19 protein-coding genes are annotated in these 26,002 nt (G+C 59.6%); 5 read left to right on the top strand and 14 right to left on the bottom strand.

Annotation, left to right across the window (positions count from 1 at the left end; genetic code table 11):
- Positions 1 to 138 precede the first annotated feature (138 nt).
- Positions 139 to 807, bottom strand: a complete 669-nt coding sequence (locus AC3ZVB_RS04370) for a polysaccharide lyase family 7 protein (protein ID WP_162436159.1) — start codon at positions 805 to 807, stop codon at positions 139 to 141.
- A gap of 322 nt (positions 808 to 1,129) precedes the next feature.
- On the opposite strand from AC3ZVB_RS04370, the gene AC3ZVB_RS04375 reads away from it, so the two are divergent.
- From AC3ZVB_RS04375 to AC3ZVB_RS04385, 3 genes are read left to right on the top strand one after another with little or no spacing between them, the layout of a single operon-like run.
- The gene (locus AC3ZVB_RS04375) at positions 1,130 to 3,253 is read left to right on the top strand and encodes a putative bifunctional diguanylate cyclase/phosphodiesterase (protein ID WP_490145847.1); all 2,124 of its coding nucleotides are present in this window, start codon (positions 1,130 to 1,132) and stop codon (positions 3,251 to 3,253) included.
- 46 nt (positions 3,254 to 3,299) lie between these two features.
- The gene (locus AC3ZVB_RS04380) at positions 3,300 to 3,806 is read left to right on the top strand and encodes a M48 metallopeptidase family protein (RefSeq protein WP_194691121.1); all 507 of its coding nucleotides are present in this window, start codon (positions 3,300 to 3,302) and stop codon (positions 3,804 to 3,806) included.
- A 53-nt stretch (positions 3,807 to 3,859) separates the two neighbouring features.
- Positions 3,860 to 4,156 (top strand): winged helix-turn-helix domain-containing protein, encoded by a 297-nt coding sequence (locus AC3ZVB_RS04385; RefSeq protein ID WP_162436161.1) that lies wholly within the window; start codon positions 3,860 to 3,862, stop codon positions 4,154 to 4,156.
- 93 nt (positions 4,157 to 4,249) lie between these two features.
- Here the strand turns inward: AC3ZVB_RS04385 and AC3ZVB_RS04390 are convergent, their stop codons facing one another.
- Complete coding sequence (locus tag AC3ZVB_RS04390) at positions 4,250 to 4,702, bottom strand: GNAT family N-acetyltransferase (protein ID WP_194691065.1); 453 nt, start codon at positions 4,700 to 4,702, stop codon at positions 4,250 to 4,252.
- 167 nt (positions 4,703 to 4,869) lie between these two features.
- Here AC3ZVB_RS04390 and AC3ZVB_RS04395 point away from each other — a divergent pair, with 167 nt between their 5' ends.
- Positions 4,870 to 5,607 (top strand): substrate-binding periplasmic protein, encoded by a 738-nt coding sequence (locus AC3ZVB_RS04395; protein WP_490145848.1) that lies wholly within the window; start codon positions 4,870 to 4,872, stop codon positions 5,605 to 5,607.
- Between the two features lie 164 nt (positions 5,608 to 5,771).
- Here the strand turns inward: AC3ZVB_RS04395 and yccS are convergent, their stop codons facing one another.
- From yccS to betI, 9 genes are all read right to left on the bottom strand, one after another.
- Entirely contained in the window at positions 5,772 to 7,955 is a 2,184-nt protein-coding gene (yccS, locus tag AC3ZVB_RS04400) for a YccS family putative transporter (protein WP_162436164.1), read from the bottom strand.
- A 244-nt stretch (positions 7,956 to 8,199) separates the two neighbouring features.
- Positions 8,200 to 9,378, bottom strand: a complete 1,179-nt coding sequence (locus AC3ZVB_RS04405; protein WP_490145849.1) for a BaiN/RdsA family NAD(P)/FAD-dependent oxidoreductase — start codon at positions 9,376 to 9,378, stop codon at positions 8,200 to 8,202.
- 148 nt (positions 9,379 to 9,526) lie between these two features.
- Positions 9,527 to 10,864, bottom strand: coding sequence for an ATP-dependent RNA helicase DbpA (dbpA, locus tag AC3ZVB_RS04410; protein ID WP_235992769.1), 1,338 nt, complete (start codon positions 10,862 to 10,864; stop codon positions 9,527 to 9,529).
- 405 nt (positions 10,865 to 11,269) lie between these two features.
- On the bottom strand, positions 11,270 to 12,697 hold the full coding sequence (mdtD, locus tag AC3ZVB_RS04415; RefSeq protein WP_490145850.1) for a multidrug transporter subunit MdtD: 1,428 nt from the start codon (positions 12,695 to 12,697) through the stop codon (positions 11,270 to 11,272).
- Positions 12,698 to 12,921: 224 nt separating this feature from the next.
- Positions 12,922 to 14,259, bottom strand: coding sequence for a TldD/PmbA family protein (locus AC3ZVB_RS04420; protein WP_490145851.1), 1,338 nt, complete (start codon positions 14,257 to 14,259; stop codon positions 12,922 to 12,924).
- Positions 14,259 to 15,701 carry a TldD/PmbA family protein gene (locus AC3ZVB_RS04425; protein WP_490145852.1) on the bottom strand — a complete coding sequence of 481 codons (1,443 nt, stop codon included), beginning with the start codon at positions 15,699 to 15,701 and terminating at the stop codon, positions 14,259 to 14,261. Before AC3ZVB_RS04425 ends, AC3ZVB_RS04420 begins: the two co-directional genes overlap by 1 nt.
- A 283-nt stretch (positions 15,702 to 15,984) precedes the next feature.
- Entirely contained in the window at positions 15,985 to 17,688 is a 1,704-nt protein-coding gene (betA, locus tag AC3ZVB_RS04430) for a choline dehydrogenase (RefSeq protein ID WP_162436172.1), read from the bottom strand.
- Between the two features lie 212 nt (positions 17,689 to 17,900).
- Entirely contained in the window at positions 17,901 to 19,373 is a 1,473-nt protein-coding gene (gene betB, locus AC3ZVB_RS04435; RefSeq protein WP_162436173.1) for a betaine-aldehyde dehydrogenase, read from the bottom strand.
- A gap of 110 nt (positions 19,374 to 19,483) precedes the next feature.
- Entirely contained in the window at positions 19,484 to 20,077 is a 594-nt protein-coding gene (gene betI / locus AC3ZVB_RS04440; RefSeq protein WP_162436174.1) for a transcriptional regulator BetI, read from the bottom strand.
- A gap of 322 nt (positions 20,078 to 20,399) precedes the next feature.
- On the opposite strand from betI, the gene betT reads away from it, so the two are divergent.
- Complete coding sequence (gene betT, locus AC3ZVB_RS04445; protein WP_162436175.1) at positions 20,400 to 22,397, top strand: choline BCCT transporter BetT; 1,998 nt, start codon at positions 20,400 to 20,402, stop codon at positions 22,395 to 22,397.
- 255 nt (positions 22,398 to 22,652) lie between these two features.
- Here betT and choV read toward each other — a convergent pair whose 3' ends face one another.
- The 3 genes from choV to AC3ZVB_RS04460 all read right to left on the bottom strand — a co-directional run bounded on the left by choV (position 22,653) and on the right by AC3ZVB_RS04460 (position 25,688).
- Positions 22,653 to 23,831: a choline ABC transporter ATP-binding protein gene (gene choV, locus AC3ZVB_RS04450; protein WP_162436176.1), complete on the bottom strand. Its 1,179-nt coding sequence runs from the start codon at positions 23,829 to 23,831 to the stop codon at positions 22,653 to 22,655.
- Positions 23,828 to 24,673, bottom strand: a complete 846-nt coding sequence (choW, locus tag AC3ZVB_RS04455) for a choline ABC transporter permease subunit (RefSeq protein WP_109635476.1) — start codon at positions 24,671 to 24,673, stop codon at positions 23,828 to 23,830. The genes choV and choW overlap by 4 nt, the downstream gene beginning before the upstream one ends.
- Before the next feature lie 67 nt (positions 24,674 to 24,740).
- A complete protein-coding gene (locus AC3ZVB_RS04460) occupies positions 24,741 to 25,688 on the bottom strand; it encodes a choline ABC transporter substrate-binding protein (protein WP_162436177.1) in 948 nt (315 codons plus the stop codon).
- Positions 25,689 to 26,002: the final 314 nt, after the last annotated feature.

Here is a 26,002-nt window from a genome sequence, read left to right on the forward strand (position 1 = left end):
CGTTCGAGGACGAAGTCCTCGCCAGATAGTTAAGCCAGCGTTACCCCAAAGAATGTGGTGTCGGTTTACGACTGCTTCGCTATCGAACGCAGCCTCGCGGGCTCGGCAGCGGCTACAGGGATCGGGAGGATTTGGAATTTACTTGTCGTGATCAATATCCAGCTTGCTGAACGTCACCTTCCCGCCTTCGCTGGTGTACCCGGTGTGATCCTGAACATACACCCCGGCCTTGAAATACAGCGGCTTGTCTCGCCAGGTCTTGCTGATATCGGTGTCCCATTGATAGCCCGCAGCACTAATGCCTAACGAACCGCCGGGACTCAGGTGAATCAGGTAGGAGAATTGCTGATCCAGCTTCACCCCGGTAGCGATGGTGATGACTCGACCTTCACCGTCGTCGGGGCGCATGCGCACCTTGGCGACGATGTTGCCTGACTGCGTGCTGGTCTTGTACTGATACTCGACCTTCACCATCGGCTTCTGGCTTTGATAGGCATGAATCTGACCGATAACGATCTTGCCCGAGCTCGGCACCTGATTCACCGCCAACGTGGCACGCAGGGAGTTGTCGGCGTCCGGGTAAAGCCAGTTGCGCAGGGTGCCGTTGCTGTAGGTTTCGCGAAGCTCAGTGCGAGGATATTTCGCGTTTTCAGTTTTGGAACCAGTCACCGGTGACCAGAAAAACAAGGTGCCGGTATCGGAATGGAAGTATTGATCCTTGAACCCCTTCACCAGTTTTGCAGTTTCAACGGTGTAGGGCGGGTTGCCGACGGGAACGCTGAGGTTCCAGGTTGCGAGATCGATCATAGACAAAGCTTCCACAAATTTTGCTGCACGCACGTGCCAGAAGCTCTAGCACGCGCCTTAGAGGGCGGTCTTTATAAGCGTAGAAGGCAACATTGTTAACGTCGAACTGACAGATGGATGACGTCAAAATCCTGTTAAAAGGCCATCTTCCCCGGTTTTAGCGGCCTGTAGGCGCGACCGTTAGTCGGCGAATTAACGCTTTCGTAGAATGATGGCGCTCTGACAGCTACTGCTTTCCTGGATCCAGGTCTAGAGTGATGGCTTGGTAATTGTCCGGTTTTTACCCAAAACCGGCCTGACTCCCCGAACAAAGAGAAGCAGCATGGAATGCGGGCAACTTACGCCAGGTGAAGGCAACCCTATCCTGTTAATCGTTGACGATTACCCTGAGAACCTCGTCAGCATGCGTGCTTTGCTGGAGCGCCAGGACTGGCAAGTAATGACCGCGCTTTCCGGTTTCGAAGCCCTCAGCCTATTGCTCGAACACGATGTGGACCTGGTGCTGCTGGACGTGCAGATGCCCGGCATGGACGGTTTTGAAGTCGCACGACTGATGCGCGGCAGCCAACGTACTCGCCTGACGCCGATTATTTTCCTTACCGCCAACGAACAGTCCCAGGAAGCCGTGATCAAGGGTTACGCCAGCGGCGCGGTGGATTACCTGTTCAAGCCGTTCGACCCGCAAATCCTCAAGCCCAAAGTGCAGGCGCTGCTGGAACACCAGCGTAATCGTCGCGATTTGCAACGCCTCAGCCACGATCTGGAAGTAGCGCGCGCCTTCAACGCCTCGGTACTGGAAAACGCCGCCGAAGGCATTCTGGTGGTTGGCGAGGATGGCCTGATCCAGTTTGCCAATCCGGCCATGTCACGGATGCTCAGCGCCACGGTGCAAGAGCTGCAAGGCAAGGAATTCCTGGATTTCCTGCAAAAACCGCACATCCCGATCTGGGCCGATTCCGAGTGGCTGGCGGGTTACAAGCGCGGTGAGACTTTGCGCCTGCACGACGCACTGCTGCGTACCGCACCCAATCAGCAGGTCCCTGTCGCGCTGTCCTGCGCGCCGTTGCCGGCCGAGCAGCACGCCATGGTCGTGACGGTGCTGGACATGTCGGTGGTGCGTCATCTTCATAAGCAACTGGAGTTCCAGGCTGTCACCGACCCGTTGACCGGACTGCTCAACCGGCGCGGGTTTTATCAAACAGTGGAAAACCTGTTGTTGCGCGGCGAACGAACCGACGGGGCCTGGGTGCTGTTGTACCTGGATCTGGACGGCTTCAAGCGGGTCAACGACTCACTCGGGCATGATGCTGGCGACCGGGTGCTGCGCTGGGTCTCCGAGCAATTGAAAGGCTCGCTGCGTCCCCTGGATGTACTTGCGCGTATGGGGGGCGACGAGTTTACGGCGTTGCTCGACCTGGATTTTCCCGAGCAGGCGGCGAAGATTGCCGAAAAACTCATCGATCGAGTCTCGGCCTGTCAGCAAATCGAAGGCCTGGACATCGCGCTGGGCGCCAGCATCGGCATCGCCACCTTCCCGGACTGCGGTTCCAATCTGGATGGTTTGCTGCGAGCGGCGGACATCGCCATGTACGAAGCCAAACGCGCCGGGCGTCAGCAGTATCGTTTCTACGACCATGACATGAATGGCCGCGCCCGCTCGCGATTGATGCTGGAAGAGAGCGTTCGCGACGCCATCGAGAATCGTGATTTCAATCTGGTGTACCAGCCGCAGGTGTCCATCGCCGACGGGCACCTTCGCGGCTTCGAAGCCCTGCTGCGCTGGCAGCATCCGAGCGTCGGCGATGTCCCGCCCGGGTTGTTTCTGCCCTTGCTGGAAGAAGCGCAACTGATCAGCCGTCTCGGCAGCTGGATTTATCAGCACGGAGCAGGGCAGCGCAAGGCGTGGGAAACCGTATTTGCCTCGGATCTGGTGTTGGGCGTCAGTTTGAGCAGCACTCAGTTCGGCATGCCCCATCTGGTCACCGAATTGCGCCAGGTGCTGGAGCGCCATGGTTTGCAGCCGCGCTATCTGGAAGTCGAGGTGACCGAAGAGGCGTTGGCGCAAAACCCTGAGGAAACCCGCAAGCAACTGCGGTTGCTGCGCAATCTCGGGGTGCGGGTGGCGTTGGATGATTTTGGGTCTGGCGCATGCTCGCTGTCTTACTTGCGCGACCTGGAACTGGATACGCTGAAAATCGATCGGCACTTGATTGCGCGGTTGCCGCACTCCTCGCGGGATGCGGCGCTGGTGCGAAACGTCATCGACCTGTGCAAGCAATATGGGTTGCTGATCGTTGCCGAGGGCGTCGAGACCGTTGCGCAATATGAATGGCTGCAAGCCCATGGTTGCGAGTACGTGCAAGGATTTCTGGTGGCACGGCCGATGATCGCCGAGGAAGTCATCGACTTCGTGCAGCCGTTTGACTGGAACGCGCTGAGCCTCTGAATTCGCTACACTGACGACCTTTTCGTGATTGACGTTGCCCGCCCCGATGACCGCGTTGAAATATCTCCAGGCCTATCCCGCAGCATTGCAGGACCAAGTACGCCAACTGATCAGCGAAGGTCGGCTGGGCGATTACCTGAGCCAGCGTTACCCCGAGAAGCACGGGGTACAGAGCGACAAGGCGCTGTACACCTACGCGCTGGACCTCAAGCAGGAATACCTGCGTAACGCGCCGGCCATCGATAAAGTGCTGTTCGATAATCGCCTGGACTTGACCCACCGCGCCCTCGGCCTGCACACCACCATTTCCCGGGTGCAAGGTGGCAAGCTCAAGGCCAAGAAAGAAATTCGCGTGGCCTCGCTGTTCAAGGAGGCACCCTCCGAGTTTCTGAAAATGATCGTGGTGCATGAACTGGCGCATTTCAAAGAGTCGGATCACAACAAGGCGTTCTACAAGCTGTGCGAACACATGTTGCCGGGGTATCACCAGGTGGAGTTCGATCTGCGGGTGTACCTGACGTGGCGGGATATGCCAGCGCCCACGGGCGCGTAGGAGCTGTCGCAGGCTGCGATCTTTTGATCTTCCAATGAATGCGGGGCAAATGGATGGACGTTAGCAAGACCAAAACCAGTTTCTACCGCCGGCTATACGTGGCTTACCTGATCGACAGTGGGCTGGCCAGCAGCGTTCCCGCATTGACCGAGGTCACCGGCATGCCCCGGCGCACGGCGCAGGACACGATTGCTGCGCTGGCGGACCTGGACATCGTGTGCGAGTTCGAACAGGAAGAGGGCGCGCGCAATCATGCCGGGCGCTATCGGATACGCGAGTGGGGAGCGATTGATCGCGGCTGGATCGAGCGTAATTTGCGGCAGGTGAAAGCCGTGCTCGAATACCCCTGAATTTGCAGTGTCAGGTCTGACGCCATCGCGAGCAGGCTCACTCCCACATTGGAATGCAGCCCTGTAGGAGTGAGCCTGCTCGCGATAGGGCCCTCAAGGGCGACGCATCCCGATATGCGCAATTCCGTCTTCCATGTATTCCTCGCCCGCGACGACAAACCCGTACCGCCCGTAATACCCCTGCAAATGCGACTGGGCTGACAAATAGATTGGCACATCCGGCCAGCGCTTCGCAGCCTGTTTGAGCGCCTGGGCCATCAACTCATGCCCGAGCCCGGTTCCGCGTGCCTGAGGGGCAATGATCACCCGGCCGATCACCACGTCACCGCCCTGAAGCTCCGGGTCGAGCAAGCGCAGGTACGCCACCAGACGATCCTCCTCCCAAGCCATCAAATGGCAGGTGTCGCCTTCCAGGTCCTGGCCATCGATGTCCTGATACACACACTTCTGTTCAACGACGAAGACCTCCGCCCGCAGTTGCAGAATGGCGTACAGCTGCTCTTTGCCCAAATCGCTGTGGTGTTTGCACACCCAATCAATAGTCATGTCCACATTCCTTGATCAACGTCGCCCGATACTAAGCTCCCTGATGAAAGATGTCTTTATGGCGGTCGAATCTGTGACAAAGGCCAAAATGCCATCATTCATTTCGCGCGGGATTGTTTTCTTTGTGTAATCTTCGATGACAGTCCGCCCGCCAAGGATTTTCCAGCATGCCGCGAGTGCATCGAGCCTTTGCTTTGATTGGATTGCTGTTGCTGACTCAGAGCGCGGTGGCGGAAAAGTTGCGACTGGTCGCCGATGCCTGGCCTCCGTTTACGGATGCCACGTTGATTAACGGCGGTCTGGCCACGGACATCGTCAGCACCGCATTGGCCCGAGCCGGTTATGCCAGCGATTTCGAGCAAGTGCCTTGGGCGCGAGCCTTGCTCGGCATCGGCGAGGGGCGTTACGACGTGCTGGTGAATGCCTGGTACAACCAGGAGCGCACCAAGCTCGGTCAGTTTTCCGGCGAATACCTGCTTAACCGGGTGCGCTTTCTCAAACGCAAAGACGTGGCCATCGAGTACAACAATCTGCAGCAACTGCACACCTACCCGATTGCGGTTGTGCGCGGTTATGCCTATTCGGCGGCATTCGATGAGGATGCGTCGCTGCAGAAAGTCCCGGTTCACAACTTCGCCATGGCAGTGCGCATGGTCGCGGCCGACCGGGTCAAGTTGACCTTGGAGGACGAATTCGTCGCGCGCTATTACTTGTCCAGGGAATCTTCAAAAGTGCGCAACTCGGTGGAATTCCTGCCCAAACCACTGAGCGAGAACAGCCTGCACATACTGGTCAGCCTGAAGAATCCCAGGCATGAACAGATCGTCGCGGGATTTGATCGCGAGATCGCGGCGATGAAGGCTGACGGAAGTTATGAGCGGTTGATGAAGCAGCATGGCATGTGAAATCGCGTACAGAAGTACCTGTAGCAGCTGCCGAAGGCTGCGTCCGCTCCGGGGTCGCGCTCGACCGAAGCGGTCGCTGTCCAGACGCTGTGATGCCCGCTTGAAAATCAGGGCCGCTTCGCGCCCCAACGCAGGCTTCGCCAGCTGCTACAGGAAGCTATCCATCACTGCGCGCTGGTGTCCTTGATCAGGTGCGCCGCCAACGTCCGCAATGGCCCAAGCTGCCGGCAGATCAACGCCAGCTGGGTCTGCACCAACCGCTGCCCTTCATCGATTTCATCCGGCATCTGCTCAAGCTCGTTAGCCAGTGCCTCTTCCTCATCGCTCTGAATCGCGATCGGCGTTTTGCTCGCCAGGCCTTGGGCGATCTCATCAATGCTGGCGGCCAGTTTCACCCCGGCCCCCTCAATCAGATGCTCTCGAACATCCGCTGGCAGCTGCGTCTCACGGTGTGCACCCAGCCCTGACAAATAACTGAGCAAGGTGTGCGACAGCACCAGGAAACGAAAGCCCACGTCCGCCTCCTTACGGAAATGGCCCGGCTCCATGAGCATGTTGGCCAGCGTGGTCGACAAAGCGGCGTCGGCATTGTGGGCGTTGCGTCGGGCCAGGCGATAGGCGAGGTCGTCGCTTTTGCCGGCAGCGTATTGCTGCATGATCTGGCGCAAGTAAATGCTGTTGCACGTCAGGGTGTTCGCCAGCACTTTGTTCAAGCGCCGTCCCTGCCAGTCCGGCAGGAACAGGAACACCGCCAGGCCGGCAATCAGGCTGCCGAGCAAGGTATCGAACAACCTTGGCAGAAACAGCCCGTAGCCGTCGCCCACCTGATTGAAGCAGAACAGCACCATCAGGGTGATCGCGGCGGTTGCCAGGGTGTAGCGGGTGGTGCGGTTGATAAAGAACACCACCCCGGCGGCAATGGCGAAGCACGACTGAACCAAGGGGTTCGGGAACAGATCGAACAGCGCCCAGGCCACCGTCAGGCCGATGGCGGTGCCGATGATCCGCTGGCCGAGTTTGCGTCGCGTGGCGCCGTAGTTCGGTTGGCAGACAAACAGTGTGGTGAGGATGATCCAGTAGCCCTGGGACGGGTGAATCAAATGCACCATGCCGTAGCCGATGCTCAGCGCGAGGGGCAATCGCAGGGCGTGGCGGAACAGCAAAGAGGTCGGTGTCAGCTGCGTGCGCAGGCGAATCCACACATCCTTGAGGCTGCGCGGCGAGCGGTCGAGCAAGCTGCTGTCGGTGGCGTCCGCCAGGGCATCCGGGTTGCTGGCATCGCTGAGCAGGCGGTCGAGGGTGCCCAGGTTCGCCGCCAATGCCCGCAACGAACGCAACAGGCCACGCCAGGCCGGATTGCTCTGGCCGCGCAAGTGTTCCAGGGAGGCGTCCAGGTCGCTCAGCGCTTCGGCGAAGCTGGCGTCGTAGATGAACGGCTGGCGCATCTGGATCGATTCGGCCAGTGCTCGACAGGCTTTGCCCTGTTGGCGCAGCAGGCGCTGACAGCGGAACAGCACGTCACTGTGGAAGAAGGCCTCGGCCAGCGCGTTGTAAGGATAGTGCGAGGAGCTGGCGCGTTCGTGGATGTCCTGAGCGAGGAAGTACAGCTTCAGGTAGCGACTGACTTTCGAACCCGGTCGACCATTGCCGACCCGGTGCAAAATGATTTCCTTGGCGGCGTTCAGTGCGGCGACCACGCGCCCATTCTGTTGGGCCAGTTCCAGGCGGCGCGCTTCAACGTCCATCTGACGGATCGGCTCGAACAGCGATGATTTCAGCTTCAGGTAAAACCCCAACTCCCGAAACAACCGCGCCAGGCTCTGTTGCACTGGCTGGTTGGAAAACATCGCCTGCCACAACACCGACAGCAAGCCGTACCAGGCGGCACCGGCGACCAGCAGCAGCGGCTCGTGCCAAAAGTCAGTGACCGCACCACCGCGCTGGTCCACGCCGATCATCGTGTAGACCGACAGGATCAGTGTCGCCGAGGCTATCGCACCGTAGCGCTCGCCCAGGGCGCCGAGCATGGTCAGGCCGAAGCTCGCCAGTGCCAGGGCGATGACGAAGACGATGGGGTAGGGGAACAGCAATTCGACGGAGAGCGCGGCGACGCTGAAGCACACCAGCGTCACGGCCAACGCGTTGAGGCGGCCTTGCCAACTGTCGTCGGTCTCGGCCAGTGCGCTGGCGATGATCCCCAGGAACAGCGGGATCAGCAGCCCCATTTCATCCTGATACCAACACAGCGCCATGCTGCCGGTCAGGGCGATGAACACCCGCACGCTGTAGCTGAATTTATCCAGCGCCCAGAGGCGACGCAGAGACTGATGAAGTGGGGTCGATGACATGAAGTGCGAAGGCCTTCCGAGGCAATGCCGCTAAATTGAGCCAGTAATGACGTCGACGCAATGGCGTCGATCACATCTGGCAGCAAAATTTGTTCCTTCCCTGTAACCGCGGTCCTCTGTAGGAGCTGTCGAGCGAAGCGAGGCTGCGATCTTTTGATCTTGTTCTTTCAAAAGCAAGATCAAAAGATCGCAGCCTCGTTTCACTCGACAGCTCCTACATGGCTCTTACATAGGGCCTGTGTAGTTAAACGAACTGCGCGGCCGCGTAACCCGAGGCCCAGGCCCATTGGAAATTGAAACCGCCCAGATGTCCGGTCACATCGAGCACTTCACCGATGAAATACAAACCAGGGCTTTTCAGCGATTCCATGGTCTTGGATGACACTTCATGGGTATCAACGCCCCCCAGTGTCACTTCGGCGGTGCGGTAGCCTTCGGTGCCTGCGGGTACGACTTTCCAGCTCGCCAGTTTTTCGGCGATGTCGGCGATTTCCGCATGGGTGTACTGCTTCATCGGTTTCGAGACGAACCAGTTGTCCGCCAGCAGGTTGGCCATTTTCTTGGTGAAGATCTCACCCAGCAGGGTTTTCAACTCGCTGTTCGGGCGCTCGGCCTGTTGCTGTTGCAGCCAGCCAGGCATGTCGTGATCGGGCATCAGATTGATTTCTACGGTGTCACCCGATTCCCAGAACGAAGAGATCTGCAAAATCGCCGGTCCACTCAGGCCGCGATGGGTGAACAGGATGTTCTCGCGGAAACTCTGCTCGTTGCAGCTCACCAGGCAATCCACCGACGTACCGGACAGCTCGGTGCACAGCTCTTTGAGTTGATCGGTGATAGTGAATGGCACCAGACCTGCGCGGGTCGGCAACAGATCGTGGCCGAACTGCTTCGCCACCTGGTAACCAAAGCCGGTAGCGCCCAAGGTCGGAATCGACAGGCCGCCCGTGGCGATCACCAGGGACTCACAGCTGATCTGGCCCAGCGTGGTGTCCAGCAGGTAACCGTTTACGAGCTTCTCGATCGTCTGGATCGAGGTGTCCAGGTGGAGGCTGACGCCGACCTGATTGCACTCATCGAGCAGCATCTCGAGGATGTCACTGGATTTGTTATCGCAGAACAGTTGGCCGAGCTTTTTCTCGTGATAAGGCACGCCGTGTTTGGCGACCATCCCGATGAAATCCCATTGGGTGTATCGGGCCAGTGCTGATTTGCAGAAGTGTTCGTTCTGCGAGAGAAAATTGCCCGGTTCGGTGTACATGTTGGTGAAATTGCAGCGTCCACCTCCGGACATCAGGATTTTCTTGCCGGCCTTGTTCGCATGGTCGAGCAACATCACCTTGCGCCCGCGCCCGGCGGCGGTCAGCGCACACATCAACCCTGCGGCGCCAGCGCCAATGATCACGACTTCGGTAGAGCGCAAAACGGTGTCCTCACACAATGGCTGAGCTGGAATGCAATCAAATGTGGGAGCCGGGCTTGCCTGCGATGGCATCGACTCGGTCTGTCAGTCAGACCGAGTCGATGCCATCGCGGGCAAGCCCGGCTCCCACAAGGGCAAGCGACGTTCTTTAGAGAATACGAACGCGCAACGAACGGCCTTTGATCTTACCGTCGTTCAGGCGCTGCAAGGCTTGCTTGGCGATGCCACGTTCAACCGCCACATACGCCTGGAAGTCGAAAATCGCGATCTTGCCAACCTGAGCGCCCGGAATACCGGCATCGCCTGTCAGTGCGCCGAGGATATCGCCCGGACGAACCTTGTCTTTACGGCCTGCGCCAATCACCAGCGTGCTCATCACCGGCAGCAGCGGTGCGCCGCCCTGGGATTTGAGGTTGTCCAACTGGTCCCAGCTCAGCGGCGACTTCTGCAGTTGCTCGATGGCCTGGGCGCGATGCGCTTCGGACGGAGCAACCAGACTGATCGCAATACCTTTCTCACCGGCGCGGCCCGTACGGCCAACACGGTGAATGTGGATTTCCGAATCGCGGGCCAGTTCGACGTTGATCACCATGTCCAGCGCATCGATGTCCAGACCGCGCGCGGCAACGTCAGTGGCCACCAGTACCGAGGTACTGCGGTTGGCGAACATCGCCAACACCTGGTCGCGGTCACGCTGCTCCAGATCGCCGTGCAGGCCGACGGCAGAGATGCCTTTGGAGGTCAGGTGATCAACCGTTTCCTGTACCTGCTGCTTGGTGAAGCAGAACGCAACGCAGGTGGCCGGGCGATGGTGCGCGAGGACTTTGACCACGGCGTCCATGCGCTCTTCCGGGGAGATTTCGTAGAAGCGCTGCTCAATCTGCGTGTCGTCGTGGAACGCCTCGGCCTTCACGATTTGCGGGTTGCGCATGAACTTCGACGCCAGTTGCTTGATGCCCACCGGGTACGTGGCGGAGAACAGCAGGGTCTGGCGGCGCTCGGGACACTGGGCAATGATTTCTTCGATGGAATCGTAGAAACCCATGTCGAGCATGCGGTCGGCTTCGTCGAGGATCAGCGTGTTCAGGCCGTGAAGAATCAGCGAACCCTTGCGCAGGTGCTGCTGGATACGACCCGGGGTGCCGACGATGATGTGCGCGCCGTGCTCCAGCGAACCGATCTGCGGCCCGAATGCAACGCCGCCGCACAGGGTCAGTACCTTGATGTTGTCTTCGGCACGGGCCAGACGACGGATTTCCTTGGCGACCTGGTCGGCGAGCTCACGAGTCGGGCAAATGACCAGTGCCTGGCAACCGAAGAAGCGCGGATTGATCGGATTCAGCAGGCCGACACCGAAGGCGGCGGTCTTGCCGCTACCGGTCTTGGCCTGAGCGATCAGGTCCATTCCCTTGAGGATCACCGGCAAGCTTTGCGCCTGGATCGGCGTCATCTGGGCATAACCGAGGGAGTCGAGGTTAGCCAGCATGGCGGCGGACAGCGGCAAAGTATTAAAAGCGGTGGCAATGGTGGTCACGGGACTGGCCTGCAAAACAAAATGTCGCGCAGTGTATCAGCCTACGACCACTTACCTCGAATGTTCTGGACGAACGCAAACCCTGTGGTGAGGGGCCTGACCTGTGGCCAGGGGATTTAACTGTTGCCAGGGGCTTTATCTGTGGCGAGGGGATTTATCCCCGTTGGGGCGCGAAGCGCCCCTTGGATCTGCCACTTTGGTGGTTTAGATTGTTCGCATTCATCTTTTAAGGGCCGCTTCGCGCCCCAACGGGGATAAATCCCCTCGCCACAGATGAATCCCCTCGCCACAGATAAATCCCATCACCACAGATGAATCCCATCACCAGGGATGAATCCTTCATCCCAATTGCGCTGTTCAGGGTTCGATGTGCTCTTCCGGACGTTTGACTCGCCGTCCGTCTTCCTTTGAAAGCTGCGAGAAGATCGTCGCAGCCAGCATCGCCATGATCCCGACCGTCACAAAGGTCAGCTGGAATGCGCCCAGTACAGTGTCCACCCCGTCATTACCCACCTCTGCCGTAAACCCACCGAGAAGCGCACCTGCACACGCAACACCCAGGCTCAGGGACAACTGCGCGACCACCGACAGCAAGCTGTTGCCGCTGCTGGCGCTGGCGTCATCGAGGTCGATCAGGGTCACGGTGTTCATTGCCGTGAACTGCAACGAGTTGATCGCCCCGAGAACCGCCAGCATCCCCAGCAGCAGCCAGTACGGCGTCTGCTCGCTGACCAGGCCCATGCTCGCCAGCATCGCGCCCAGTGCCAGCGTGTTGCCGGTCAGTACGATGCGATAGCCCAACCGTTCAATCAGCGGCCGTGCCACCGACTTGGCAACCATCGCCGCAGCGGCCAGCGGTAGCATGCTCATCCCCGCTTGAGACGGCGAGTAACCCAGTGCCACTTGCAGCAGCAATGGCACGAGAAACGGCAGTGCGCCGCTGCCCAGTCGGGCGAACAGGTTGCCGAGGATGCCCACGGCGAAGGTCCGTGTCTTGAACAGCGACGGCGCGAACAGCGGGTTGTCGATACGTCCGGCCCGTAACCAATACGCGGCGAGGCAGGCCATGCCGCCGAACAGCAACAGCATCACGCGCAAGTGCGGCAAGTGCAGTTCGCCCAGGCCTTCCATGGCGATGGTGATCAGTACCATCGCAGCCCCAAACAGCAGGAAGCCGAGGCTATCGAAACGGGTGCGTTCAGTGCCGCGCAGGTCGGGGATGAATTTCCACACGGCGTAGCAACCGACAGCGCCCACGGGCAGGTTGATCAGAAAGATCCAGTGCCAGGTCAGGTATTCCACCATCCAGCCGCCCATCGTCGGGCCGATCAATGGGCCGAGCAATCCGGGAATGGTGATGAAGCCCATGATCCGCACCAGCTCGGAACGCGGGTAGGCCCGCAGCACCACGAGGCGCCCGACCGGCAACATCAACGCACCGCCCAGGCCCTGAATCACCCGAGCGCCGATCAGCATGCTCAGGCTGCTCGACAGGGCGCAGAGCAACGAGCCAAAGCTGAACAGGAGGATGGCGCCGAAGAATATCTTCTTGGTACCGAAGCGGTCGGCGATCCAGCCCGAGGCAGGGATGAGCAAGGCGACGGTGAGCATGTAGGCGATGATCACGCCCTGCATGCGCAGTGGATCTTCCGCCAGATCGCGAGCCATGGCCGGCAGGGCTGTGTTGAGGATGGTCCCGTCGAGGGACTCCATGAAGAACGCGATGGCGACAACCCACGGCAACCAGCGGGCGGTGACGGCGTCGAGAGGTGGGCGGTTGGGCATGGGACCTCTTGTGGGTTGGAGTGGCTGCAAGGTCATGGCTGACGCTGTGGCGAGGGGATCCTGTGGCGAGGGGATTCATCCCCGTTGGGCTGCGTAGCGGCCCCCAAAATCGGAAAACGCGGCACAGCAGATAAACCGTGTTGGCCGGCTTTACGACTGCTTCGCAGCCGAACGGGGATGAATCCCCTCGCCACAGGGTCTCCCATGGCGTTGGGATGCTGTGTTTACAGCGTTAGAGTAAGTCGGCTGATCAGCGCCCCCGGCAACAGCGCCGAATCCGTCGCCCGCTGACTGTAGGTGCTGGCCGACAGCAGGAGTTCCCTTTCCTGAGTCAACGCTTCCAGCTGCGATCCCAGCAAGCTGTACGCACTGTCATCAAAACGCATGGTGCTGACCGGCGCCTGGATTTCGCCGTTCTCGACCCAGAATGTCGCGAACCGGGTCATGCCCGTCATGCGCGCACCCGGCTGGTCCGAGTAGTTCAGGTACCACAAGTTACTGATGTACAGACCGGTGCCCAGTTGCTTGAGAATGTCCGCATTCGGCAAGGTTCCGGCCGCCATGTTCAGTGCGCCGGGCGATTCACCGCCGCCGGCGCCATTGGCGGTCAGACCATATTCGGCGGCGCTGCGAGAACTCACCAATTGATCGCCGGCCTGACCTTCAGTAATCAACTTCAGGTCACTGCGTGGATAGCCTTCACCCGAAAACGCCGGGCTTAACGAACCACTGACTTTCTCGTCCAGCGACACCAGCGGGCTGAAGGCCTGATCTCCAGCGTAGAGCTTCTGCAACGGGCTGCTCTTGCTGGCGATCGACTGCGCCGAGAACCCGCCCCAGCTCAGCATGCCCATGATTTCTTCCAGTGCGGCCGGGGCCAGATACGCGCGGTACTGACCGGGTGCCAACGTGCGCAATGGGCGACCGAGAAATTCCAACTGCTCGCGGGCCTGCTGGAAACGCTTGGCGAACCCGTCGCTGCTCCAGTCGTGCCCGGCGTAGCTGGCTTTCACTGCCTGGCCGTTTTCATGGAACAGGCTGAAATCGAAGTTGAAACTGTTGGCCTGATGCCACCCGAACGCGCCCGCAGAACTGGCAAACCCGCGACTGATCGGGCCTGCGGCGTAGAAACCAACCAGGTCCAGGCCTTCAGCAGCCTGGGTGATTTCAGCGACCACCTGCTCGGTGTCGGGTAACGGATGATCCTGCACGTTCTTGCTCTGCCAGCCGTTGAAGTTGAGCAGCAGGTAGGGGTCTTTCGGCAGCAGCGGCAACGTCTCGCGCAACTGTTGCAGCCCTTCGGCGAGACGCTGCAGGTCAACCTGCGCATCACCCGACAGCGTGATGTCGAGGTCCGCATGGCGACCTTCGTTGATCAACTTGAAGCCGATACTCGCCTGCTGCACCTGGCCGGCCTGGCGCACTTTGGCGTGGTTGAAACGCACAAAGGCAGAAGACTCGGCGGCGTAGCTGAGAGTGAATTGTTCCGGCTCGCGAATGGCATCGCGCAACCAGTTGACCAAGGCTTTGAACGACTCGGCCTGGTTTTTAGACAAACTCATCAGGCGTCTCCTCCAAACACATCCACATGGCTGAACACACACGCGGGCGAAGCATGACCGACGCGGATGACCTGATTCGGCTCGCCCTTGCCGCAGTTCGGTGTGCCCAGGACCTTGAAGGTGCTGGCATCGCCGACGGCGCTCAGGCTTTTCCAGAAGTGCGCGGAAATGGCCCGATAGTTCGGATTTTTCACCACGCCTTTGAGCTCGCCATTCTCGATCAACTGACCCCATTCACAGCCGAACTGGAACTTGTTGCGCGCATCGTCAATGGACCACGAACGGTTGGTGCTCATCAGGATGCCGTGCTCAATGTTGCCGATCAGCTGCGCCAGCGGTTGATCACCGGGCTCGATATTGAGGTTGGCCATGCGATCGATCGGTGGGCGGTTCCAGCCACAGGCACGGCTGTTGGCAACGCCGTCCATGTCGGCACGGAACTGCGAAAGGGCGCCGCCCAACGGACGCAGGAGCAGGCCTTCCTTGATCAGAAACAGCTTGCTGGCCGCCGTGCCATCGTCGTCATGACCGTAGCTGGCGAGCTGTTCGGGAATGTCCGGGTCGAACGTCACGTTGAGTAGCTTCGAGCCGTATTGCAGGTGGCCGAAGTCTTGCGCCTTGACGAAGCTGGTGCCGGCGTAATTGCGCTCATCGCCGAGGATGCGGTCCAGTTCCAGCGGGTGGCCGATGGACTCATGGATCTGCAGCATCATCTGGTCGGGCATCAACAGCAGGTCGCGCGGGCCTTGCGGGGTGTTCGGCGCGAGGAGCAACTGCAGTGCCTGATCGGCGACTTGCGGGCCGGCGCCCACCAGTCCACAGCGGCTGATCACATCGGCGCCACCCTGCTGGCCAAAGTTTTCGCGGCCGAGGCTGCGTGTCTGGCTGTCATTGCCGTCGTAGGCGGTCACGTCCAGGCCCGGGTAGACAAAGCGCTGGGCCTGGCGCAATTCGGCGCCTGCGCTGTTGAGGTAGATCTGCTCGACGTGCGTAATGCCCAGGCTCACCTGCCAGTTCACCAGACGGTCGTCCTTGGGCACGGCCGCGGATTCGGCGCCGAGCAACTGGTAGCAGTCGCTCAGGGACGGGAAAGGCTGGTCGAGGTTCGGCGAAAAATAATCGGCGCGGTCGCTGGAAACGGCTTGTTCACGAAGGTCCAGCAGCGCGTGAGGCTTGAGGTGCCGTGCCTGTAGCTCGGCTCTTTCGAGCGCGGCTTGCAGGCCTTGTTGCGACAGGTCATTGGTCGCGGCATAGGCTTCGACGCCATTGACCCGGACCGTCAGCATCGCACCTTCATCACGGCTCAGGCTCGGAGGTTCGGCGACGTTCTTGCGCACCGACAGGTACTGGCCGGACTCGCGCACATAACGCAGCGAAAAGAATTCAGCGCCCGTGCGCAAGGCAGCAAAGCGCTGCTTGAGCTGGGGGTGGAAATCGAACATTCGGAAACCTCCTTGGTATGGAGTGGCGGTGCAGCGGTGTTGCGAAGGGGGGTGAAACGTTTGCGTGGCGCTAGATTAGGCCTGCGGGGAGGGAGGATCAAGGGTGCAAAGCAGTGGGGAGGGAATACCGGGGCGTGTCAGAGGAAGAGGTATTGGCTGGTAGGGCCTCATCGCGAGCAGGCTCACTCCTACAGAGGGCTCCGGCGAACAAAAATGTGTGTTCACTGGAAGTCCCTTGTAGGCGTGAGCCTGCTCGCGATGGCAGCACCTCGGTGTAACGGTCTTACTGAGCAGTAAGGCTCACATCCCGCATCGGCTTGCCACGCACCGGTGCATCACCTGCCACATAGTAATCAGCCGTGCTGCGCGGCAGAGGCTGGCGGCCGCGGATCTTGTCGGCGATTTTCTCGGCGATCATGATCGTTGGCGCATTCAGGTTGCCGGTGGTGATGATCGGCATGATCGAAGCATCGACCACACGCAGTGCTTGCATGCCATGCACACGACCTTCGCCATCGACCACGGCCATTTCGTCGGTGCCCATCTTGCACGAGCAGGACGGGTGGAACGCGGTTTCGGCGTGTTCGCGGATGAACTTGTCCAGCTGCTCATCGGATTGCACGTCGATGCCCGGGCTGATTTCCCGGCCACGGAAAGCATCCAGCGCCGGCTGCTGCATGATTTCGCGGGTCAGGCGGATGCCGTCGCGGAATTCCTGCCAGTCCTGTTCGGTGGCCATGTAGTTGAACAGGATGCTCGGGTACTCGCGCGGATCCTTGGACTTGGCCTGGATGCGACCACGGCTCGGCGAACGCATGGAACCCATGTGCGCCTGGAAACCGTGCTCTTTCACACCGTTGCTGCCGTTGTAGTTAATGGCAACCGGCAGGAAGTGGTACTGGATGTTCGGCCAATCGAAATCTTCGCGAGTACGGATGAAACCGCCCGCTTCGAACTGGTTGCTGGCGCCGATGCCGGTGCCGTTGAACAGCCACTCGGCACCAATGGCTGGCTGGTTGTACCAGAGCAGCGACGGGTATAGCGAGACCGGTTGGGTGCACGCGTATTGCAGGTACAGCTCGAGGTGATCCTGCAGGTTTTCGCCGACGCCTGGCAGGTCGTGGACCACCGGGATGTCGAGCTTGTTCAGCAGTTCGGCCGGGCCGACGCCGGAGCGTTGCAGAATCTGCGGCGAGGCGATGGCGCCGGAGCACAGCAGCACTTCCTTGCGAGCGCGGGCTTCAATGCGCTCTTCAGCCGCGCCGATCAGGTAACGCACACCCACTGCACGTTTGCCTTCAAACAGGATCTTGTCGGTCAGGGCGTGGGTGACGATGGTCAGGGTCGAGCGCTTCTTGGCCGTGTCCAGGTAACCGCGAGCGGTGCTGGCGCGACGGCCGTTCGGCGTCACGGTACGGTCCATCGGGCCGAAGCCTTCCTGCTGATAACCGTTGAGGTCTTCGGTGCGCGGGTAACCGGCTTGCACGCCTGCTTCAACCATCGCGTGGAACAACGGGTTGTTGCCCGCTTTCGGTGTGGTCACGCTGACCGGACCGTCGCCACCGTGGTAGTCGTTCGGACCGATGTCGCGGGTTTCTGCCTTGCGGAAATACGGCAGGCAGTTCAGGTAGTCCCAGTCTTCAAGACCTGGCAGTTTGGCCCAGTTGTCGTAGTCCATCGCGTTGCCGCGGATGTAGCACATGCCGTTGATCAGCGAAGAACCACCCAGGCCCTTGCCGCGACCGCATTCCATCCGGCGGCCGTCCATGTGTGGCTCTGGATCGGTTTCGTAGGCCCAGTTGTAGCGACGGCCTTGCAGCGGAAACGCCAAGGCGGCGGGCATTTGCGTGCGGAAGTCCAGACGGTAATCCGGGCCGCCTGCTTCGAGCAGCAGGACGGTGACGCCTTCGTCTTCAGTCAGACGGGTCGCCAGGGTATTACCGGCCGAGCCGGCACCGATGATGATGTAATCGAATTCTTGGGACATTGAATGCACCCTCTTTGTAGTTGGTCAGGTCTGGATCGCCGAGACACCGCAAAACCTGTGGTGAGGGAGCTTGCTCCCGCTCGGCTGCGCAGCAGTCGCAAAATAAGCGACCGAGTTCTGTCTGAAGGAATGCGGTGCCTGGAGTGGGGCTGCTTCGCAGCCCAGCGGGAGCAAGCTCCCTCGCCACAATCGCCGCTCCGCACCGCGTCAGATCAGAACACCGAGGCGTAATCGCCCAGTTCGACCTGTACCGATTTGATGCGTGTGAAGTTGTTCAGCGAGCTGATGCCGTTCTCACGGCCCACGCCCGACTGCTTGTAGCCACCGACCGGCATCTTGGCGTCGGACTCGCCCCAGGCGTTGATCCAGCAGATACCGGCTTCCAGTTGATGAATCACGCGGTGGGCGCGGTTCAGGTCCTTGGTGACGATACCGGCAGCCAGGCCGAAATCAGTGTCGTTGGCACGACGGATCACTTCGTCTTCGGTGTCGTAGGTCAGGATCGCCATGACCGGGCCGAAGATTTCTTCGCGAACGATGGTCATTTCGTCGGTGCAGTCGGTGAACACGGTCGGTGCCACAAATGCGCCTTTGGCCAGGTCGCCTTCGGTCAGACGGCTGCCGCCGCACAGGACGCGAGCGCCTTCTTCCTTACCTTTGGCGATGTAACCCAACACGCTTTCCATGTGGGCAAAGCTGACCAGCGGGCCGAAGTTGGTGTTCTCGTCTTCCGGGTTGCCGATGCGGATGCGCGCTACGCGCTCAGCGATCTTGGCTTCGAAGGCCGCTTTCAGGTGAGTCGGTACGAACACGCGAGTGCCGTTGGTGCAGACCTGACCGGAGCTGTAGAAGTTGGCCATCATGGCCGTGTCGGCGGCGCGATCGAGGTCGGCGTCGTCGAAAATGATCAGCGGGGATTTGCCGCCCAGTTCCATGGTCACGTCTTTCAACGACGAGCTGGAAGCGCTGGCCATGACCTTTTTGCCGGTGTCGGTGCCGCCGGTGAAGGAGATCTTTTCGATGCGTGGGTGTTCGGTCAGCCAGGTGCCGACTTCACGACCGCTGCCGGTCAGTACGTTGAACACGCCAGCCGGAACGCCGGCTTCGGTGTAGATCTCGGCCAGTTTCAGCGTGGTCAGGGAAGTGACTTCACTTGGCTTGAAGATCATTGCGTTACCGGCTGCCAGGGCTGGCGCGGATTTCCACAAGGCGATCTGGATCGGGTAGTTCCACGCGCCGATACCGGCCACGACGCCCAGCGGCTCGCGACGGGTATAAACGAAGGAAGTGGTGCGCAGCGGAATCTGCTCGCCTTCGATGGCCGGAACCAGGCCCGCGTAGTACTCCAGCACGTCAGCGCCGGTGACGATGTCGACGTACTTGGTTTCGGAGAACGACTTGCCGGTGTCCAGGGTTTCCAGGGCGGCCAGTTCATCGTTGCGCTCGCGCAGGATGTCCACGGCACGACGCAGGATGCGCGAACGCTCCATGGCGGTCATCGCGGCCCAGATTTTCTGGCCCTTTTCGGCGCTGACCACGGCGCGTTCAACGTCTTCCTTGGTCGCACGCTGGACGTTTGCGAGGACTTCACCGTTAGCCGGGTTGATGGCTTCGAATGTAGCGTCGCTGCTGGCGTCACTGTAGCCGCCATCAATGTAAAGTTTTTGCAGTTCGAAACGGGCCATAAAGTCCTCGCAAGAGCATCAGTAGGTTGGCGGTAACCACCGCGGTGATGCCATATGGTTGTGGCAACACCGATCGGTAGCAGTTCAGGGGTTGAGCGTTTATGTGTGCTCTAACTCACCTGCTTGGCCAATTGGATATCCATGTATTCGTAAGCGATCTGTTGCGCCTGCTCAGTGTCGAAAGCATCTCCCGACAGTGCGCCGCGCAACCACAAGCCATCAATGAGGGCTGCCAGGCCCCGAGCTGCACTGCGCGCATCGTTGAGCGGCAATACACGGCGGAACTGGCAGCACAGGTTGGAATACAGGCGGTGATCGTTAATCCGCTGCAACCTGTGCAAAGACGGCTGGTGCATGCTGGTGGCCCAAAAGGCCAGCCAGGTTTTCATTGCCGGGCCATTGACCTGGCTGGCGTCGAAGTTGCCTTCGATGATCACCTGCAGATGCGCCCGCGGGCTTTCATCTGTCAGCGCCAGGCGGCGCGCGGTGACGTTCTCGCTAAGGACGCTCATCAGATACCGCATCGTGGCGGCGATCAGGCCATTCTTGTCCTGAAAATAGTGACTGATGATGCCGTTCGAGACACCGGCCAAACGGGCGATCAGCGCAATGCTGGCGTCCCCCATTCCAACCTGATCGACGGCCAGCAATGTGGCTTCGATCAACTGCTGACGGCGGATGGGTTGCATACCGACCTTGGGCATCTTGCACATCTCCTTAGGCCTTCCGGCAGACGTCGAACGTCTATCGGATTGAGGGCCAGTCTATTTTGTTTTGATTGAACGTTCAATCAACAAAGAATAAGCTCTGCGACAAATCGTCGCTATTTACAGATTTTTCCTACGTGTGAATGGCGATAAACCGACATCCAAAATCGCTCGAAACCTATACGCCCCGGTGCTTCTGGGCTTTCGGGCATTTGCGGGGTGTCTTTATATCACCCGCCGGTCGGCTGCCAACTAACCGATTGGTCGGGTATCGCGTTGCCTTGTGTCCTTCTCTCGCACTGCCCGGAGCTTCTGTGCCATGAGTTCTGCCTCTCTAATAAAGACCCCACCCGAGAAGGTGACGGTCAACGGTTGGGTGTTCTACACCTCTACCGCGCTGGTTCTGCTGTTGACCGCCATTCTGATCATCGCCCCGCAAGAGGCGGGCAGGGTGCTCGGTATTGCTCAAGCCTGGTTGTCCCGCAGCTTCGGCTGGTACTACATGGTGGTGATTGCTGCCTATCTGGTATTTGTCGTCGGCCTGGCGTTTTCGTCTTATGGAAAACTCAAGCTGGGCAGCAAGGACGACACGCCGGACTTCAGCTACGGTGCCTGGGCGGGGATGCTGTTCTCGTCGGGTATCGGCATTTCGCTGCTGTACTTCGGCGCTTCCGAGCCGCTGGATCACTACTTCAACCCGCCGGAAGGCGTGGCCGCCAGCAACATGGCCGCTCGTCAGGCCGTTCAGCTGACATTCCTGCACTGGGGCCTGCATGGCTGGGCAATCTATGCGCTGGTCGGTCTGGCCGTTGCTTACTTTGCCTACCGTCACAACCAGCCGCTGGCGTTGCGTTCGGCGCTGTATCCGCTGGTCGGCGAGCGTTGGGTCAAAGGCGCGGCCGGTCATGCGGTGGACGGCTTTGGCATGTTTGTGACCCTGTTGGGTCTGGTGACGAACCTGGGGATTGGTTCGCTGCAAGTGTCCTCCGGGCTGGAAAACCTGTTCGGCATGGAACACAGCAACACCAACCTGCTGATCGTGATCATCGTGATGAGCACCGTGGCGACCATCGCCGCCGTGTCCGGTGTGGAAAACGGTATTCGCCGTCTGTCCAACCTGAACATCGTGCTGTTCAGCGGCCTGTTGATCTTCGTCCTGCTGTTCGGCCCGACCCTGCACCTGCTCAACGGCTTTGTGCAGAACGTTGGTGATTACCTCAACGGTATCGTGCTGAAAACCTTCGACCTGTATGTGTATGAAGGCAGTGCCGAGAAAACCGAGCGCTGGATGGGCCTGTGGACCCTGTTCTACTGGGCCTGGTGGATTTCCTGGGCGCCATTTGTAGGCATGTTCATCGCGCGTATTTCCCGTGGTCGTACGGTGCGCGAACTGGTGGCCGGCGTGCTGCTGATTCCACTGGGCTTCACCCTGGCGTGGCTGTCGATCTTCGGTAACTCGGCGCTGGACCTGGTGATGAACCATGGGGCGGTGGAGCTCGGGAAGACGGCGCTGGAACAGCCGTCCATGGCGATCTACCAGTTGCTTGAGCACTACCCTGCATCGAAAGTGGTGATCGGCGTGTCGATCTTCGTGGGTTTCGTCTTGTTCCTGACCCCGGCGGATTCCGGCGCGGTGATGATGGCGAACCTTTCGTGCAAGGGCGGCAATGTCGATGAAGATGCGCCGCACTGGCTGCGGATTTTCTGGTCGGCGGTGATCACCCTGGTGACCATCGGCCTGCTGTTCGCCGGTAACTTCGAAGCCATGCAAACCATGGTGGTGCTGGCCGGTCTGCCGTTCTCGGTGGTGCTGGTGTTCTTCATGTTCGGCTTGCACAAGGCCATGCGCCAGGACGTGCAGATCGAACAGGAGCAGGCGGAGCTTGCCGCGCGTGGACGACGTGGTTTCAGCGAGCGTCTGACGCAGCTGGATTTGCAGCCGAACCAGTCGATCGTGCAGCGTTTCATGGACAAGCAAGTGACCCCGGCGCTGGAAGAGGCCGCTGCGCAGATGCGCGCGCAAGGTCTGGAAGTTCAGACGCTGGTGGGCAAGTCCAAACGCTGCATGGGCCTGCGGATCGAGATGGAAGAGGGCAACCCTTTTGTCTACGAAGTGAGCCTGGATGGTTACCTGGCGACGCCGACCGAATCGGCTCAGTCCGATGAGACCCGCCAGCGTTACTACCGCGCCGAGGTGTACCTGCACAACGGCAGCCAGGACTATGACTTGATGGGCTTCACCCACGAACAGATCACCCGTGACGTGCTCGATCAGTTTGAAAGCCATCGGCAGCTCCTTGGCCGGGTGTATAGCTGAGACTTGAGGTAATGCGGTGCAAGCAGCTGCACCGCAGATCCATTGTGGCGAGGGAGTTTACTCCCGCTCGGCTGCGCAGCAGTCGTAAACCCGGATAATGCGGTGTTTGTGAACCATTGCGGTGCCCGGTTTTGGGGCTGCTTCGCAACCCAGCGGGAGTAAACTCCCTCGCCACAGTAGTCCGCGTTTACAGCTCAATATCTGCACTAACAAAAACGCCGCGATCCTCTCGCGGCGTTTTTGTGTCCGGGGTCCTTACCCCAGGTTCTTGCCGAGCAGCGCATGATACAGCTCGCTGTCCCCAAGAATGCCCACCACATGATGGTTGTCGTGCAGCACCAGCTTGTTCCCGGTCTGATAGCGAATCTGCAGCGCATCACGCATGCCGATGTTCGAGTCCACCAGCGTTGGCCGGCGACCCAGACCATCGACCGCTTGCCCCGGCACCCAGTTCTGCAGGTCAAGGCTCTCACCGTTCTGGCGGGCGCCCTTGATCGTGTTGCCCTCAGCCAGGTCCAGCCACGAATCGCCACCCGGATCGAGACAGACCGAGCCGTTGATGCGTTTGCAGTTATCCAGCGTGCGCATCAGGCTGCGACCGCACAGCACGTTCAACGGGTTGGTGTGGGCGACAAAGGTCCGCACGTAGTCGTCCGCCGGGTTGAGAACGATTTCTTCCGGCTTGCTGTACTGCACGATCCGACCGTCTTTCATGATGGCGATACGGCTGCCCAGCTTCAGCGCTTCATCAAGGTCGTGGCTCACGAATACGATGGTTTTGTTGAGCTTGCTTTGCAGTTCCAGCAGTTCGTCTTGCAGGCCTTGGCGGATGAGCGGGTCGAGTGCAGAGAACGGTTCGTCCATCAGCAGAATGTCGGCGTCCATCGCCAGTGCCCGGGCGAGACCGACACGTTGCTGCATGCCGCCGGACAGTTCATCAGGCTTCTTGTTACGCCATTGAGTCAGGCCCACCAGTTCGAGTTTTTCATCGACCAGTTTCTTGCGTTCCTTCTCCGGCCGACCCTGCATCTCCAGGCCGAAGCTGATGTTCTCGCGCACCGTCAGCCACGGCATCAGGGCGAACTTCTGGAACACCATCGCGATGCGCTTGGTGCGCATCATTTTCAGCTCTGCCGGAGTACAGGACGCGATATCGATCTGCTTGCCTTCGTGCTCCACAAACAACTTGCCACGGCTGACCGTGTTCAGGCCGTTGATGCAGCGCAGCAGGCTGGACTTGCCGGAACCGGACAGGCCCATCAAGACGCAGATTTCGCCCTTTTCGACGTCCAGGCTGGCTTTTTCAACGCCAACGATTTGACCGGTTTTTTTCAGGATCTGGTCGCGCGTCATGCCTTGGTCGAGAAGCTTGAGTGCTTCTCGCGGGTCTTTGGAGAAAATTACGTCGACGTCTTCGAAGCGAATAATGCTCATGCGTCACCCCCTACTTTAGCGTCGGGTTGTTTGCAGATACGGTCGAGCATGATCGCCAGCAGTACGATCGCCAGGCCCGCTTCGAAGCCCAGGGCGATATCAGCAGTGTTCAGTGCGTTGACCACGGGTTTGCCCAGGCCATCGGCGCCCACCAGTGCCGCGATCACCACCATCGACAACGACAGCATGATGCACTGGGTGATGCCGGCCGCGATGCTCGGCATGGCGTAGGGCAGTTCTATGCGCGCAAGCAGTTGACGGCGCGAGCAGCCAAAGGCTTTACCGGCGTCCATCAGTTCTGCGGGAACATCACGAATACCCAGGTAGGTCAGGCGGATAGGCGCGGCAATCGCGAACACCACCGTGGAAATGAGGCCTGGAACCACGCCCAGCCCGAAGAGGGTCAGGGTAGGAATGAGGTACACGAAGGTCGGTACGGTCTGCATCAGATCGAGCACCGGACGCATCAGTGTGTAGAACATCGGTTTGTGCGCGGCGACAATGCCCAACGGCACGCCGATGACCACGCAGACCAGGGTGGCGAACAACACCTGGGCAAGGGTTTCCATGGTTTCCTGCCAGTACCCCAGATTGAGGATCAGCAGGAAGGAGGCGATGACGAAAACCGTCAGTCCCCATTTGCGTTGAATGAAATGCGCGAGGAGTGCGATAAGGCCGATCAATGCCAGCGGGTTGAACCAGGTCAGCGCAAAAGTCACGCCGTGGATCATCGTTTCCAGTGACACGGCGATGGCGTCGAAGGTGTTGGCGCCGTGTTGCGTCAACCATTCAACGAAGCCTGCGATGTACTGGCCTAAAGGGATTTTCTGATCAATCAGCATGGTAGTGAACGTCCGCATGCAAGGAAAAAACAGCCCGGACGACCGAGGTCGCCCGGCGTAAGCGATTTTACTGAGCGAGCTTGGCTTTCACGGCTTCCAGGCCAGGTTTACCGTCAATGGTGGTCACGCCAGCGAGCCAGGTATCGAGCACCTGTGGATTCTTTTTCAGCCAGGCCCTGGCGGCCGCGTCAGGCTTCATCTTGTCGTCCAGGACGTTGCCCATCAGCGTGCTTTCCATGTTCAGGGTGAACTGCAGGTTTTTCAGCAGTTGACCGACGTTGCTGCATTCCTGTGCATAGCCCTTGCGGGTGTTGGTGTAGATGGTCGCCTGACCAAAGTTCGGGCCGAAATAGTCGTCGCCGCCGGTCAGGTATTTCATCTTGAATCGAGTGTTCATCGGGTGTGGTTCCCAGCCCAGGAACACCACGGCGGTGTTGCGCCGCTGTGCACGATCGACTTGCGAGAGCATGCCTGCCTCGCTGGACTCGACCACCTTGAAGCCGGCGTCTTTGAGGCCGAAGGCGTTCTTGTCGATCATGCTCTGGATCAGACGGTTGCCGTCGTTGCCAGGCTCGATGCCGTAGATCTTGCCGTCGAGTTCTTTCTTGAACTTGGCGATGTCGGCGAAATCTTTCAGACCTTTGTTATACAACTCTTCCGGGACGGCGAGTGTGTATTTTGCGTTTTCCAGGTTGGCGCGCAGGGTGTCCACGGTACCGGCATCGCGATAAGCCTTGATGTCGTTTTCCATGGTCGGCATCCAGTTACCCAGGAACACGTCCATGTTCTTGCCGTCGGCCAGGGACTTGTAGGTCACCGGCACGGAAATCATTGTGGTTTTGGTCTTGTAGCCCAGTGCGTCGAGGACGACGCTGGTGGTCGCGGTGGTGACGGTGATGTCGGTCCAGCCGACATCGGAGAAGTTTACGGTGCTGCATTGGGCCGGTTCTGCAGCTTGCGCCAGAACCGGCAGACTAAGCATGGCGGCCAACAACAACGACGGGGAACCTTTCATTGACTGACTCCTTGGTGTTTTTTTTGGCAGTGTTCCGACTGGACCACCGCACTTATAGGTTGCGGTTGGATGGCGTTTTTGGGGACAGCTCTACCGCGGCGCCTTGCAATCGAGTCGATACGATCATGTACCAGTGAAAATCAGACGCCTACAGGGTGCGTCGTATCCAGTACAGGGAGGGTCGCATCCAGTGTCGGTGACGTCGTTTACAGCTTTTTTTAGCCCTCTTTGTTCCTCTGCACCGTAAAAAAACGGCGAAAACGCAGCGTGGACGACCTGCGGCGTTCGTGGACAAGAGTGCGTCGGTTAGAGAC

Source organism: Pseudomonas sp. MDV22-iso1, from assembly GCF_058145095.1.